General features: G+C 40.4%; 7 protein-coding genes and 2 pseudogenes. 3 read left to right on the plus strand and 6 right to left on the minus strand.

Annotation, left to right across the window (positions count from 1 at the left end; genetic code table 11):
• Positions 1-63 precede the first annotated feature (63 nt).
• Positions 64-1,734, minus strand: coding sequence for a putative transporter (locus BVU_RS01570; RefSeq protein WP_005845692.1), 1,671 nt, complete (start codon positions 1,732-1,734; stop codon positions 64-66).
• Between the two features lie 285 nt (positions 1,735-2,019).
• Between BVU_RS01570 and mutA the strand changes: the two genes are divergently transcribed.
• On the plus strand, positions 2,020-3,930 hold the full coding sequence (mutA, locus tag BVU_RS01575) for a methylmalonyl-CoA mutase small subunit (protein ID WP_005845694.1): 1,911 nt from the start codon (positions 2,020-2,022) through the stop codon (positions 3,928-3,930).
• A 9-nt stretch (positions 3,931-3,939) separates the two neighbouring features.
• Positions 3,940-6,090: a methylmalonyl-CoA mutase gene (gene scpA, locus BVU_RS01580; protein WP_005845696.1), complete on the plus strand. Its 2,151-nt coding sequence runs from the start codon at positions 3,940-3,942 to the stop codon at positions 6,088-6,090.
• Between the two features lie 322 nt (positions 6,091-6,412).
• On the opposite strand, the pseudogene BVU_RS01585 reads toward scpA, so the two are convergent.
• From BVU_RS01585 to BVU_RS01600, 4 genes and pseudogenes are all read right to left on the minus strand, one after another.
• Positions 6,413-7,904 (minus strand): annotated as a pseudogene (locus BVU_RS01585) (RagB/SusD family nutrient uptake outer membrane protein).
• A gap of 13 nt (positions 7,905-7,917) precedes the next feature.
• A pseudogene (locus tag BVU_RS01590) lies at positions 7,918-9,915 on the minus strand (SusC/RagA family TonB-linked outer membrane protein); the annotation flags it as partial.
• Between the two features lie 221 nt (positions 9,916-10,136).
• Positions 10,137-10,499, minus strand: coding sequence for a YkvA family protein (locus BVU_RS01595; protein WP_011964706.1), 363 nt, complete (start codon positions 10,497-10,499; stop codon positions 10,137-10,139).
• A 144-nt stretch (positions 10,500-10,643) separates the two neighbouring features.
• Positions 10,644-12,968, minus strand: coding sequence for a TonB-dependent receptor (locus tag BVU_RS01600; protein ID WP_011964707.1), 2,325 nt, complete (start codon positions 12,966-12,968; stop codon positions 10,644-10,646).
• Positions 12,969-13,123: 155 nt separating this feature from the next.
• Here BVU_RS01600 and BVU_RS01605 point away from each other — a divergent pair, with 155 nt between their 5' ends.
• Positions 13,124-14,620 carry a sensor histidine kinase gene (locus BVU_RS01605; RefSeq protein WP_005845177.1) on the plus strand — a complete coding sequence of 499 codons (1,497 nt, stop codon included), beginning with the start codon at positions 13,124-13,126 and terminating at the stop codon, positions 14,618-14,620.
• Between the two features lie 118 nt (positions 14,621-14,738).
• Here BVU_RS01605 and BVU_RS01610 read toward each other — a convergent pair whose 3' ends face one another.
• Positions 14,739-15,932, minus strand: coding sequence for a mechanosensitive ion channel family protein (locus tag BVU_RS01610; RefSeq protein WP_005845174.1), 1,194 nt, complete (start codon positions 15,930-15,932; stop codon positions 14,739-14,741).
• Positions 15,933-15,946 lie beyond the last annotated feature (14 nt).

Raw genomic sequence — 15,946 nt, forward strand, 5'->3', positions numbered from 1 at the left:
CATTTTTTTGACACCCCCTCCTACAAGTTTTATACTTTATTGTTTTTATACTTTTTACCAATATCAGCTTGCCAATATTAATATCAATAATTGGGCAGTCAGAATACGAAGGAACATGGACACCGGATACACAGTAGAATAACCTACCGCCGGAGCATTATTACCTGCTGTCTGATTAGAATACGCCAATGCGGGGGGATCTGTGTTACTACCTGCAATAAGCCCCATCAACATGAAATAATTCATCTTGTAATGCCAGCGTGCAACCGCTCCCATTATTAATAAAGGTATAACTGTAATAAGGAAACCACAACCCACATACAACAAACCATCTCCATCGACAACCGTATTCACAAAATTCGCACCAGCCTTTATCCCCACACTGGCAAGGAACAAAGCAATACCAATTTCACGCAACATCAAATTGGCACTCATAGTGGTATAAGTCACTAATTTCAATTTATATCCGAAACGACCTATCAAAATAGATACAATCAACGGACCACCAGCCAAACCCAATTTTACCGGAGTAGGAATACCTGGAAACGCAATAGGCAGACTACCAAAGAAAATACCCAGGAAAATACCCACAAAAATAGTCACGATATTAGGATGATCCAAACGTTTCAATGAGTTACCCATCAAATTGGCAACACGTTCCACCGCATCCTGAGGACCTACCACCATTACACGGTCACCTACCTGCAAGGTCAAGTTACGTGAAGCGAAAATATCCATACCTGAACGGTTGACACGGGTCACATTCACACCATACATACTACTGAAATGAAACTCACCCAATTGCTTACCATTCATTTTAGGTTGTGTAATCAAAATACGGCGGGATACCATCGGAGTATCCTGCTTTTCCCAATCCACTTCAATTTTAGGACCGATAAAAGCAATAATGGCTTCCGCATCGTCCTCTGCACAAACCACAAACAACTGATCACCAAGATGGAAGACAGTATCACGATTAGGAATACTGACATGACCGTTCTGCAATATACGCGAACAAACAAAGTCACGCCCCATGAAGTCTCTGACCTGAAGCAACGTTTTTCCTGCCAACGCCTCATTATGTACTTCCAGGTGCATCATACGAGGAGTCAGATGAGGATTTGCAGCTTCTTCTTTAGCGATATCCTCTTCCTCCTTTTTCAAATTAATCCGGCAAATGTAGCGGATAGCAATAATAGAACCAATGATACCCAGCACTCCCAACGGATAAGCGCACGCATATCCCATCGCTATCTGCGGGCCACTGTAATTCAGCTGGCTCAACGCTTCGTTGGCAGCACCCAGTCCCGGCGTGTTCGTTACGGCACCACAAAGAATACCCACCATCATAGGCAGCTCTATCCGGCCGTTCAAACCATAATACAAAGCCACAGCCACAGCAATGTTCAATGCGACAATCCCCATTGCCACTAGATTCATAGCAATCCCTCCTTTCTTAAAGGAAGAGAAAAAAGAAGGACCTACCTGAAGTCCGATACAAAACACGAACAATATCAGTCCGAAATCCTGTAAAAATGTAAGTATCTGTGTATTCCCCGTTAAGCCGAAATGTCCGCAGACAATACCGGTAAACAAAACAAAAGTAACACCTAACGATACCCCGAAAAATTTAATTTTTCCCAGCAACACTCCTACTGCAATCACAAAGGAATAAAGCAGCACGATATGCGCTATTGAGTTTTCATCAAATAATAGATTTTGTAACCAGTCCATGATATAATACTATGTTTTTATAAATTGCCGCAAAATTAATGAATTCCCCTCACTCAGCCCAACAATTTGAAAACTATTATTTCATGATTCCTATTTATTTTGCAATATCCACTTTGCAATAAGAACATCTTTTATTTTCGTCACTTAACAAAATGACAGAAACCTCTCTTTCTCCTTTATGAAAATAGCTAAAAAAAGGATTCTATTTAAAAGGTTTTAGTATATTTGCCCGTACTATTGAAAAAGTATGTGATATAATTCTTAAATATTAATACCGAATAAACTATGGCAGATAGTAAAGAGAAACTCTTTTCGGACTTCCCAGCCGTTTCTACGGAACAGTGGATGGAAAAGATTACAGCCGACTTGAAAGGCGCTGATTTTGAAAAGAAATTGGTTTGGAGAACCAACGAAGGTTTTAAAGTAAAACCATTTTATCGCCAGGAAGATCTGGAAGGTTTGAAAACAACTGAAGGACTACCCGGAGAATTCCCCTATGTAAGAGGCACGAAGAAAAACGACAATACTTGGTTCGTGCGTCAGGAAATCAAAGTAGAATGCCCTAAAGAGGCTAATGCTAAAGCACTGGATATTTTGAACAAAGGTGTTGACTCATTGGGATTCTACGTAAAGAAGAAAGACCTCAGTCCTGAATATATCGAAACATTATTGAATGATATCTGTGCGGAATGCATTGAGTTAAACTTCTCCACTTGCCAAGGACATACGGTGGAATTAGCCAAATTATTGGTTGCTTACTTCCAAAAGAAAGGATACGACCTGACCAAGTTGCAAGGCTCCGTCAACTATGACCCTATGGGTAAAATGATGGTAAAAGGCAAAGACCTTAGCAATTTCATCACTACTGCCAAAGAATTGGTAGAAGTACTGGCTCCGCTACCTAAATTCCGTTGTATCTGTGTCAATGCGATAGAACTGAACAATGCCGGATCTTATATTTCACAAGAACTGGGCTATGCATTGGCCTGGGGTAACGAATATCTGAGCAAGCTGGTAGAAGCAGGAGTTCCTGCCGCACTGGCTGCCAAGAAAATAAAATTCAATTTCGGCATCAGTTCCAACTATTTTCTGGAAATTGCCAAGTTCCGCGCAGCACGTATGTTATGGGCGGACATCGTAAAAGAATATCATCCTCAATGCAACCGCCAGCCCGAATGTCCGAACAAAGCGGAAGACGGTACTTGTCTCTGTGCCTGCAAAATGGTGGCACATGCTGAAACATCCACTTTCAACCTGACTTTGTTTGATGCACATGTAAACCTGCTCCGCACTCAAACCGAAGCGATGAGTGCCGCCTTGGCAGGAGTCAACTCCATCACCGTAACCCCGTTTGACAAGACTTACGAAACTCCGGACGACTTCTCTGAACGTATCGCCCGTAACCAACAGTTATTGCTAAAAGAAGAATGTCATTTCAACAAAGTAGTTGACCCCGCCGCGGGTTCTTACTTTATTGAAAATTTAACAATTTCTATTGCCACACAGGCATGGGAATTATTCTTGAAAGTAGAAGACGAAGGAGGAATGCTGGAAGCAGTCAAAGCAGGAAAAGTACAGGAAGCGATCAACGCAAGCAACAAGGCCCGCCACGATTCCGTTTCAAAACGCAAAGAAATTCTACTGGGTACCAACCAATATCCTAACTTCAATGAAAAAGCAGGCGAAAAGGCTCCTGTAGAAGCCAAATGTTGTTGTGGAGGTAATCATGACAGCTGTGAAAAGCCGTTTGCCACATTAAACTTCGACCGTGCTGCCAGCCAGTTTGAAGCACTTCGTTTGCAGACAGAGAAATCCGGCAAACGTCCGAAAGCATTTATGCTGACTATCGGTAATCTGGCCATGCGTCAAGCACGTGCCCAATTCTCATGCAACTTCCTGGCTTGTGCCGGTTACGAAGTAATCGACAATTTGGGCTTCCCCACAGTAGAGGCCGGTGTCGAAGCAGCTATGAAAGCCGGTGCAGACATCGTAGTTATCTGTTCCAGCGATGATGAATACGCAGAATATGCTATTCCTGCATTCAAGGCATTGGACGGACGAGCTATTTTCATTGTTGCAGGTGCTCCTGCTTGTATGGAAGAGCTGAAAGCCGCAGGCATCGAAAACTTTATCCATGTACGTGTCAACGTATTGGACACATTGAAAGAATACAACGCTAAGTTAGGAATTAAGTAAGGAAGAACAATGAAACCGAATTTTAAAAATATAGATATATATGCCGGATTTCAACCTCAGAATGGTATGGAATGGCAAAAAGAAAATGGCATCACCGCCGACTGGAAAACGCCGGAACACATCAATGTGAAGCCTGTTTACACTAAAGAAGATTTGGAAGGCATGGAGCACTTGAACTATGTAGCAGGTATTCCTCCTTATCTTCGCGGCCCGTACTCCATGATGTACACTTTCCGTCCTTGGACTATCCGCCAATACGCAGGTTTCTCCACTGCCGAAGAAAGTAATGCATTCTATCGCCGTAATTTGGCATCAGGCCAGAAAGGCTTGTCTGTCGCATTCGACCTTCCGACACACCGCGGCTATGACCCCGACCATGAACGTGTAGTAGGTGACGTAGGTAAGGCAGGCGTGTCTATTTGCTCATTGGAAAATATGAAAGTTTTGTTCGATGGTATTCCTTTGAACAAGATGTCTGTTTCCATGACCATGAATGGTGCCGTACTTCCCATCATGGCATTCTATATCAATGCAGGTTTGGAACAGGGAGCCAAATTGGAAGAAATGGCCGGAACCATCCAGAATGATATCTTAAAAGAGTTTATGGTGCGTAACACTTATATTTATCCACCTGCCTTTTCCATGAAGATCATCTCTGACATATTTGAATATACCTCACAAAAAATGCCTAAGTTCAATTCTATCTCCATCTCGGGCTACCACATGCAGGAAGCAGGTGCCACAGCAGATATTGAATTGGCTTATACACTGGCTGACGGTTTGGAATATCTTCGGGCCGGAGTAGCCGCAGGTATAGACATCGATGCATTCGCTCCGCGTCTGTCATTCTTCTGGGCTATCGGCATGAATCATTTTATGGAAATAGCCAAAATGCGTGCGGCACGTATGCTGTGGGCTAAAATTGTCAAGCAGTTCAACCCGAAGAATCCGAAATCACTGGCATTGCGTACCCATTCCCAGACTTCGGGCTGGTCATTGACGGAGCAAGATCCGTTCAACAATGTAGGTCGTACTTGTATTGAAGCTATGGCAGCAGCATTGGGACACACCCAGTCACTGCACACCAACGCATTGGATGAGGCAATTGCATTGCCCACCGACTTCTCTGCACGTATCGCACGTAATACTCAGATTTATATTCAGGAAGAAACATATGTTTGCAAGAACGTGGACCCATGGGGTGGTTCTTACTATGTAGAATCTTTAACTAACGAACTGGCTCACAAGGCTTGGGAACATATTCAGGAAATTGAAAGCTTGGGCGGTATGGCGAAAGCTATCGAAACCGGAGTACCCAAAATGCGTATTGAAGAAGCTGCGGCACGTACTCAGGCCCGTATCGACTCCGGTGCCCAGACAATTGTAGGCACTAACAAATATCGTTTGGAAAAAGAGGATCCTATCGATATCCTTGAAGTAGACAATACAGCTGTACGTTTGGAACAAATTGAAAATCTGAAGCGTTTGAAAGAAGGCCGCAATCAAGCAGAAGTAGACAAAGCTTTGGCAGCCATCACCGAATGTGTAAAGACAGGTAAAGGCAATTTGCTGGAACTGGCTGTAGAGGCAGCTCATGTCCGTGCTACCTTGGGCGAGATTTCGGATGCTTGTGAAACAATTGTAGGACGTTATAAAGCAGTAATCAGAACTATATCAGGCGTGTACTCATCAGAAAGTAAAAAGGATACAGACTTCGCAAGAGCTTGCGAACTGACCGAAGAATTTGCAAAGAAGGAAGGCCGCCGTCCGCGTATCATGATTGCCAAGATGGGACAGGACGGACACGACCGTGGTGCAAAAGTAGTTGCAACAGGTTATGCCGACTGTGGTTTCGACGTAGATATGGGACCGTTGTTCCAAACTCCTGCCGAAGCTGCTCGTGACGCAGTGGAAAATGACGTTCATGTAGTAGGTGTTTCTTCATTGGCTGCCGGACACAAGACACTGATCCCGCAGATTATTGAAGAATTAAAGAAATTAGGTCGTGAAGATATTTTGGTCATCGCCGGTGGTGTTATCCCCGCTCAAGACTATGACTTCTTATACAAGGCAGGTGTTGTAGCAATCTTCGGTCCCGGAACTTCTGTTGCCAAAGCAGCTGTTCAGATTATGGACATTTTACTGGACGAAGAGGAATAAGCTTTTTCACCTGAATAGTTTATCATTTTAAACAATAGTAAAGAATCTGTTTACACTTATTTCGTGTTTACAGGTTCTTTACTTTATTCAAGACAATGGATTATAACGATAGACCAAGGATAAATTAAATCCATTTCTTCTAAATTACCAAAAAACATCAACAAAATTGATATTAGACAACCCTAGTAATACAAAAAGAAAACCAGAAAAGCTATCGGTCTTGTAAAACAAAGGTTATGTCAAGCAAAAAGGTGGTACAAAACTTTCAAGAAAAATTCTGCCCACCTCCTTTAAGAGAAAATTTATGTGTTAGAGAGAATTATCAATAGTTCTTCGTACAAAGTGAATTAAAGTCAGTTTCAATTTTAGGTATCTCCCACACCCAACCTTGTGCATCTTTATCCTTTTCAAGAAAAGTACAGAAAGCTATATCAAAATTTGATCCACGCTTAATAGACATATGCAAACGTTTCAAATCATAAAAAACGAAAACCTTCACCCCACAATTCCACCCGGCGACTATTCATAATTTCCTCTGCCAAAGCATCACCGATATTTCCTTTTGAAACATAAGAGGGATCGCGGGTTATCTGGAATTTAGTAAACACAGCCTGCGCCTCACTATCTTTTCCTGCACGAGCCAATGCTTCGGCCTGGGTGAGATACATTTCTGCCAAACGCATAAATGCGACATCACCTACAGCATCGGCTGTAGAACGGGCAGTAAACTTACGGTTTTGATAAGCATTCTTTGCATAACTTGATGATGGAACAGATGCTTCCCCTGTCGGATCCCACCACGCACGCCGTAAGTCTGTTTCAGACATCGTTTCATAAGCATCCACATTTATGCACTTCACTCCCTGACGAATGGCACTGGAGTTAAAGTTCCATGACATATATGCATAATAAGAATAAAAATAGACAGTCTTATCATCGGGAGTCATTGCAGCATACATCGCTTCTTTAGTGTCCGTCGTGATATTGGCAAACCCACAATTCAACTGACTGCCAGTCATCAACCGGTGACCACCAGCTTCAGCTAAAGAAACAGACTTCCCTGCATAAACCGCCGCATTATTATAATCTTGCATGGCCAGTGCTACACGTGCCTTCAATCCCCATGCCACCATCTCGCTATAATGATTGACATCATTTACTTTTATTCCACTCAAAAGTATACAAGCCTCATCCAAATCATTATTGATTTTAGCATAAACATCTTCTACGGAATTACGTGCCTGCTCTTCGGCCACAGCTTTTTCACGATAAGGAATTCCATCCTGTGTATTATCCTTGCCGGCTTCATAACGTTTTGCATAAAGCTGGACCAAATTAAAATGAGCCCAAGCACGGATACATAAGGCTTCTCCCTTTATCTGGTCAAACAATTCCTGGCTAGTTATTTCAACTTCCTCCAAACCCGCCAAAATTTTATTGGCATTCAGAATCCATTGATAATAAATCTGCCAGAACTTATAATTATAACCATTCGTTTCATTCATATTGCATTGCCATCCTAAATAGGCCGCCTTCATCCATGTATTTGTCTGCCAATTCATATCATCAGCCTCTGCATCACGTGACATCATAAAACCGGGTTCACCGCCCAGACACTGATATCCGCTTTCCTGAGAAACCATCTCTTTATGAATTCCGTTCAATGCTATATAAAGATTGTCCAACGAGGTGTTTATTGTCGTTTCTGAAACAGAGGTAGACGGAATGGTATCCAGATAATCACCGGCACAACCGGATAGAGACATTACTCCCACTGTCGCTAATCCTAATGTTATATTTTTAATTGATCGCATAATTCTTTTATTTTTAGAATGAAACATTAAGCCCTAACGTGATATTACGGGACGGCATATACTCATTATAAGTCACACCGGAATAGTTGGCCATCGGGTTCAATCCCTGACGGGCTTTCAACATGAACAAGTTTTCCGCAGTCAGATTCAAACGGGCACTCTTAAGCATCACTTTGCTCAACCAAGTTTTTGGGAGCTGATAGCCAATAGTGACAGATCTTAAATTAAGATAATCCGAGCTGGTAAGCCAACGAGTTGAATAAGACTGACCAATATTCGTGGTATGAGCCGCACTATTGTCTATACGGGGAACCTCAGTAATATCCCCTGCCTGTTTCCATGCTTTTAACAAATCCGGACTTTGTGCATAACCAAATTCAGTCATACTCATCATGGTAGCATAATTAGTATCCAGAATCTGACCGCCCAACTGGTAAGAGAATACAGCAGCCAAATCAAAGTTCTTATAACTAACTCTGACATTAAACCCACCATACACATCAGGAATAGAAGAACCGCTGAAGTCGTATTTAGCATAAGTATACGAATTGGTCAATTCCTTACCATCAATAGTCACTACTGTTTTTTTATACTCGTCAAACTGGCTCTGCGTAATGTTTCCATCCCCTGTTCCGATATTCCCTTGATTATATTTACTTACATCAGCCACATATAAACCATCACCGGTCTGAGGGTCTACCCCATGCCATTGACGAAGCCAGAATTCATAAATGGACTTTCCTTCCAACCACTTTTTAGAGCCACTGATATATCCATTTTCTTTCATTGTAGCCGGCAGGTTCTTGATCTTATTCTTCACAAAAGTAGCATTGGCCCCAACTGATACACTCCAGTCTTTATTTTTAAATGCATTATAATCCAACTCTATTTCCACTCCTGAATTAGTAACCTTACCGATATTCTGTATAATGGATGTTACTCCGACAGAAGCAGGCTGGGAAACATCAAACAACAAATCCTTGGAATCTTTCTTAAAATATTCAATAGTACCCGTCAAACGGTCAAACAAGCCAAATTCAAGAGCAATATCCGTAGATATCTGTGTTTCCCATTTCAATGAGGGATTGGCTATCACCGTGAAGTAGGCTCCAGCTTCTGAGCCATTCTTATATCCCAAACCATATAAGGTCTGATAAGGATAATAATCAGGATCACCATCACTATCCAATATATTATCATTACCTGTTTCACCGTAAGAAGCACGTAATTTCAAGTTATTCACCCATTTCACATCCTTCATAAATGCCTCTTCACTAATTCTCCAGCCTACTCCGAACGACCAGAAATTCCCCCATCGGTTCTCTTTTGCAAAACGCGAGGAACCATCATGGCGATAAGAAAGTGAAGCGTAGTATTTATGCGCATAATCATAATTGATACGGCCAAAGTAACCTTCCTTTTTATAGGTGTTCGTATAGGAGCTAAGTGAACTGATATTTACGAAATTACCAAATTCATACATGCCCGAAACTGTTTCCTGGGTCTTCATGCCATATAAATACTCATACTTATAAGAATAGTTTTCATGTCCCAAAAGAACGTCAAAGTTATGATTTCCGATAGACTTGCTATAAGTTATCAATTGATTGAAGGTCTGAGTCAGCGTTCGGGTAGACATTTGGTTCAAACGACCCGGTCCGGCAGTGCCATCGCCCACATAAGGATTTTCATAGACTTTACGACGATAATCAATATTATTGATAGAGTAATTGGCTGTAAGGTTCAACCCTTCAACCGGAGTCAAAGTGAGATAAGTATGTCCAGTCTGATTAACACGCACCAGTTCACGTTGATTGAACTCTGTTTCAGCTATCGCATCACGTCCATTATTCGACAAGCGAGTTCCTTCATAATCATAAATATATTCACCCGGATCAGTAGTTGCCTTACCATTAGCATCCAAATAAGCACCGGTTTCCAAATCATGTTTATGAACGGGATATATAGGAGCCATGGTACGAATAAAACGGGTAAGGTTACTATATGAACTTAGGTCATGTTAATAATTGAATTATAGGGAATTAATAAGACTCAAAACATATTGTAACACTTTTACATACCTCACATATTCTCAGACAAAATGAAGTTCCTTGGGGAGAGTTACAATTTACCTTTGTCTACAATCAGCAAGGGCCACGCCGAAATTCGACGAAGCCCATTCCTAAAATACTCCATTTACCCATCCTTACTCCCCAAAGACAAGTACAATATTTATTCTTCTATCAACTCATACTTTCCTTCCGGGAACCAGCGTTCCAATATATTATCCACTTCTGATTCAATCTCAGGAGTCACATAGCGGCACACCTTTTTATAAGCATAAACCAAAGATACCGCTTCATCAATCCAGCCGATAATTGGTAACCGCTTAGCCGAAATCAAATCGATCGGCAATACCAGATACGAAAGTGCCGCCACAATCAACATCTTATCCGAAGAAGGAGTTTCGGGGCTTCGCAATACATAATATAATAGAAGTACAGGACGAGCAGTCGTTCTACCGGTGACCTTTGCGTAATCCGTAATTTTCTCCCACAGGAGTTCATAATCAATCAAGTTTTTTTTCATTTTCATATATGATTTTGTTAAGGGTAATATATCTATTATTCCGGTAAATTTATGAACTTAACTTCGTAAGCCAAGCAACTTATGTTCGTGAGTCAAGTTACTTAACTTACTTGCCCCATGAACTTAAGTTCATTCAAATGATTATCTTGTTTATTTTCCGGTACTCATCACTCCGGAATCGTTATCACTATTATTCACCCTCCGTTGACCTGTCTTAAACTTACGGCCAAACGAGAAATTATAAGAAACACTTGCCAAAAACATTTGCGAGCTCTCCTTCACATAATTCGTTTTTTTATAAGAAGCATATTTATTCCAGTTCTCAGTCTGTTGCTTATAATTATCCGTAAACGGATTGAAAGCGCCCAACCCCACACGCAAATTCTTATGCGTGTAATACATCACCAATACCTGAATATTCTCTCCCCCCGACAAGGTTTCCCCCCAGAAATTATTCCAGTTAGTATTCATCTGCCAGTAAAGAGAGAACTGCTTGTAATTAAAGGATGCTTCAGCATTACAATACCAGTTTGTATAAGTATGAGAATATGTATTACCATGACTCATATAATGGTTTACTCCACCGGTAAACGAGAACTGTAGCATATCCTTAATAGGACCGACACGCAAAGTCAGACGCCCCGATAATTTCTGCCAATCCTTTTGATTGTCCCATGTCTGTACAATCTTGTCACCGTCCTGATACTTCTCGTCCATAATGGCATTCGGCTGATAATCATACGCTCCCCAAAGATTAGAATAAAATATACCTTTCTGCCATTCGTATGTCAACTCTGTGTGATAACGCAAATAGGCTTTCAAGTTCGGATTGCCTCGTCTGATTTGCAACGAATCCACAATCTGTTCTACAGCACTTAAATCCCCCAATGACGGCGAAGCATTACTGATATCGGATTTCCAACGAACAAATGAATTTCCCGGTAATGCATAATGCAGTACCAAACGGGGATTAAAACTATAATTCTCATACGAATCATCACCACTTTGTTTATAATAAGAACGAGTAACGCCTACCCCCAATCTGTAGTCCAATTTTTTCACCTTTCCTCTATATTCACCATAAACATATGTATCCCCTTGATTCATATCCGTTTCATAATAATGACCGTTACGGTATTCATTATTGGCAAAAGACTGAGTATGGCGCAAACCGAAACTCAAGGAATTTCCTTTAGAAAATTGCTTCTCATAAACAGCCTCCCCAATCAGAGAATATTTATCTCCCAATACATTATTATTAATATCAGTCAACAACTCATCCTGCAAACTTTCTTGATACAAACGGCGTGATTTTTCCTTATTATAAGTACCGACCACATTGAATACCAAAAGTTGCTTATTTTTCAATCCCTGTTGATAATAAAGATCCAACGAAGGACGAGACCAACTTTCTTTAGTACGGTCTATCATATCCACCTTATCATCAGAATCGGCAATATTAGTCAATACTCCTTGATAATTCCAATGCGGCTGGCTATTACTTCTCAAACGAAAAGTAGCACTGAACAATGAATTTTCGGTCTGCTGCAAATTATAATTCATACTTAAATTATTCATAAACATAGATCCGTGCCCCGGTTCACCTTCTTCTATACGATGTAATGTCGTTCCGTCCGCCAAATGGAATTCCTCTTCATTATCCCGGTACATACCATAGAAATCGCGAGGTCCCATGTAATACGAAACGCCAAACTCCGACTTCTTATGGTTCACTTTTCCAAAAACATTATATTCTCCCCACATGGCATTCATCCCCTGAGACAAATCCACTCCAAAGTTTCCCCCCGTTTCCGGACGGCGGACAATATAATCAAGCACTACCTCAGCATTACCATAACGCAAACCTGGATTGTCATGATACTCTATTCGAATAATGTCTGATGGCTGTAATGCCTTAATCTCTTCAACTTCTGCTTTCGCTCCATTAATACGAAGCTGAAGTTCTCCTCCCCCTAACACTCCTATCTCATTATTCATGGGGTTTATCTGAATACGGGGAAGCATCATCTGTTGCAACAGATTGACTCCATTTGTCGAAACCTTCATTTGCCGTTCAGAAGGAAAAATCAACTTACGATCCGAATGACTGATCTGTCCGGAAGCACTAACTGTTACACCTTCCATAGCCACAGCATCATCTTCCAACAAAATTTCCCCTAAATTTATATTCTGTTTAATTCCGTCTAATACAATGAATTGCGTACGATACCCCACACAGGATAGTGCCAATAAATAATTGCCTGCATAAACCTTATTCAGCAAGAAATCGCCTTTACCATTCGTAGTAGTCCCTCCAACAAAAACCGAATCTGCTGTTTGTAAAACTACATTAACATATTCTGCTGCCTTTTTGCTTGTCGCGTCTTTCACAGTGCCCTTTATAATTATTTGTTGGGCAAAAACTCCTTGTACCATACTGACTACCAGTATAGCTATCATTACTATTTTTCTCATTTTAAATATTATGATTTTATTCTTTTTACAAGATGGCCTGTCCTGCTTAAAAGTTATTGTTTTACTGTTTAGACGCTAGAAGCTGAAAAAAAGTTGCACTTCCCTAAACTTTTTGCTTAAAAAAAGGTTATATTTGCAGAAAACCTGTTTCAATAATGAAAAAAATTCTTCTAACATTAGCACTTGCCTTTTGTTGTGCTGCAGGGCAAGGACAAACTACAGCCAAACCGGCAGATGTCAATATTCAAGAGTTAAATACAAAGTGGGCAAAATTCACTCAGTATGCCGAACAAAAGCAAATAAATAAAGCGGTAGAAGAGGGAATACGGATAAGTACGCTCTTTACTCAAAACAGGCAATATAAAGAAGCCTTTGCCACTTGCCGACAAATGGATGCATTGATTTATTATAATGAGCAAGAAAAAAAATCACCCGAATACAAATTACGTTTCATGGTGGGTAAAGAACGCCTGCGTATGTATACGAATCTAAAAAATACAGAACAATGCAAGATACTATTGAAACAACTTCATTCCTATACAGACCAATTAAAATCAGACTCTTTACAAGAAGAGCTTCTAATGACGGAAGCCAATTATTATCAAACTTTCGGTATGACAGACAAAAGCTTGGAATGTTACAACATCTTATTCCAAAAGCGCTCTGCCGGTAAAGACGAAAAAGGAATAGACCAATGCTATAAAGACATGTTGGGATATGCCGAACAGAATAATAATGCCCCATTGGCTATTGCAATGAGAAAACTTTATACTTCATGGCAAGATTCCATAAAAGCAGTAAAAACAGCCAATGAACTAAACACACTGCAACAAAAATATGAAACCAGCCAAAAGACTTTGCAGGAAAAAGAAGACAAGATTACCACAAATCTAATTATTATCATTGCACTATGTGTGTTATCCGCCATATTGGCTGCCGGATTATTATTCTTAGCTACCCTGTTATTTAAACATATCCGCCAAGTAAAGAAATTGAAACATAGCCTGCAGATAGCGAATGAAAACAATGAGCAGAAGTCTAAATTTATCGGTAATATCAGCGCCCAAATTGAACCAAGTCTGAATACAATAGATGAAGCAACAAAGGAAACAATATCCACCCCAATATTACATGAAAACATCAAGGCACTGAAAGAATTAATGACAGCTATCCAAACGTATATTTCATTGGAAGAAACACGTGAAGAACATTATCCGCTAAAGGAACTGAACATAAATACATTGTGTGAAAGTATTATGGAAAAAGCGAAAATAAACTTCAAATCCGGAGTAGAAGCAGTGGTAAATGTTCCACGTGTAAATATTAAGACAAATGCAGAAGAATTGGAACGTATATTAAACCATTTATTGAACAATGCGGCAGAATATACGAAAAGTGGTAAGATTTCACTGGAATTCAAAAAACGAAGCGCCCATACACATCAATTCATACTAACCGATACGGGAACGGGAATTCCGGTTGAAGCACGTGAAAAACTGTTCAAGCCATTTGCAGAAATACGCGATTTAACGCAAGGAAACGGACTAGGGTTGCCTACTTGCAGCCTTATCGCTTATAAATTAAATGGTACACTGACTTTGGACACTGATTATAAAAAAGGAACTCGGTTTATACTGGAACTTCATGTATAATAGTGTACATTCTCACATATTAACACGGATTATTCATTTTGACAATCAATAAATTTGATGTAATCCATGTTAATATGTGATGATTCCTGTACCTCTCCGCTAGTGAGATTATAAATAATTAATGAGAAGAAAGAGACAACACATCCAATCCTGAAGGAATTTGGAATACCCTTAATCCAAATTCGGGAAGAACAGCCAACAAATGGTCAAAAACCTCTGCTTGCAAACGTTCGTATGGAATCCAGTCTTTATTGGCTGAGAAGAAATAAAGTTCTATGGGTAATCCTTGCGGCGTAGGTTGTAATTGACGCACCATCAAAATCAATTCTGTATTCACCCGAGGATTATGACGCAAATAATATTCCATATAGTGACGAAATACATAAAGATTCACCTCCTCCTTTCCTGTCTTTTCAAAGCCTGACATCCAGACTTGTTTTTCAAATTTTTTCATTTGTTCCGGTGTACAGAAACGGACCGTATTCATATCTATATTAATAGAACGTTTCACTCTGCGTCCACCACTTTCCCTCATGCCACGCCAATTCTGAAACGAATCACTGACCAATGCATAAGGTGGGACTGTAGTTATAGTATTATCCCAATTGCGTACCTTTACAGTGGTAAGAGTCACTTCTATTACTGTACCGTCCGCTCCGTATTTCGGCATGGTAATCCAATCTCCCGGACGGAGCATATCATTGGCAGAAAGCTGGACTCCGGCTACCAGCCCCATAATCGTATCTTTGAAAACCAACATCAAGATAGCTGCAGAAGCGCCCAATCCGGTAAGAATATTCACAGGATCTTTATCAATCAAGGTACTGACTATAATGATCACCCCTACACAAATCACAATCAGTTTTATCATCTGATATACCCCTTTCAGAGGATGATTCTTTAGTTTCTCATGTTCGCTTGAAATGGTATAGAGAGAAGTCAGAAAAGAACAAATCAACTTCATGGCTACAGCCGTGATATACACCCAACATAGCTTCAGAATGAATGTCAAAGTCACAGGTTCATGCGGAAAAGCAAAAGGAAGCAATACATACAATATAATAGGTGGAATAAGATGACACATATTATCTAATACAGCATCATTGAATAAATAATCATCCCAAGTAGCCTGAGTCCTTGCCGTCAGTTTCTTTATAGTAGGAACTACTATTTTTCTACAAAAATAATCTGCCACAAAAGCAATGATCAGAATCCCTGCTATAATGACAATACGCTGGGTTATACCCAGGCTTTCCTTATGCACACCCATCTGTTGCAATAAGTTAGTAAGATCGTTGTTTATTGTATCCATATTTCCATGTGTTT

This window comes from Phocaeicola vulgatus ATCC 8482, assembly GCF_000012825.1.
Lineage (GTDB): Bacteria > Bacteroidota > Bacteroidia > Bacteroidales > Bacteroidaceae > Phocaeicola > Phocaeicola vulgatus.

Bases quoted from the DNA above. Each gene is read 5' to 3' on its own strand.
- BVU_RS01570 (WP_005845692.1), bottom strand. From the start codon at position 1,734: ATGGACTGGTTACAAAATCTATTATTTGATGAAAACTCAATAGCGCAT.
- mutA (WP_005845694.1), top strand. From the start codon at position 2,020: ATGGCAGATAGTAAAGAGAAACTCTTTTCGGACTTCCCAGCCGTTTCT.
- scpA (WP_005845696.1), top strand. From the start codon at position 3,940: ATGAAACCGAATTTTAAAAATATAGATATATATGCCGGATTTCAACCT.
- BVU_RS01595 (WP_011964706.1), bottom strand. From the start codon at position 10,499: ATGAAAATGAAAAAAAACTTGATTGATTATGAACTCCTGTGGGAGAAA.
- BVU_RS01600 (WP_011964707.1), bottom strand. From the start codon at position 12,968: ATGAGAAAAATAGTAATGATAGCTATACTGGTAGTCAGTATGGTACAA.
- BVU_RS01605 (WP_005845177.1), top strand. From the start codon at position 13,124: ATGAAAAAAATTCTTCTAACATTAGCACTTGCCTTTTGTTGTGCTGCA.
- BVU_RS01610 (WP_005845174.1), bottom strand. From the start codon at position 15,932: ATGGATACAATAAACAACGATCTTACTAACTTATTGCAACAGATGGGT.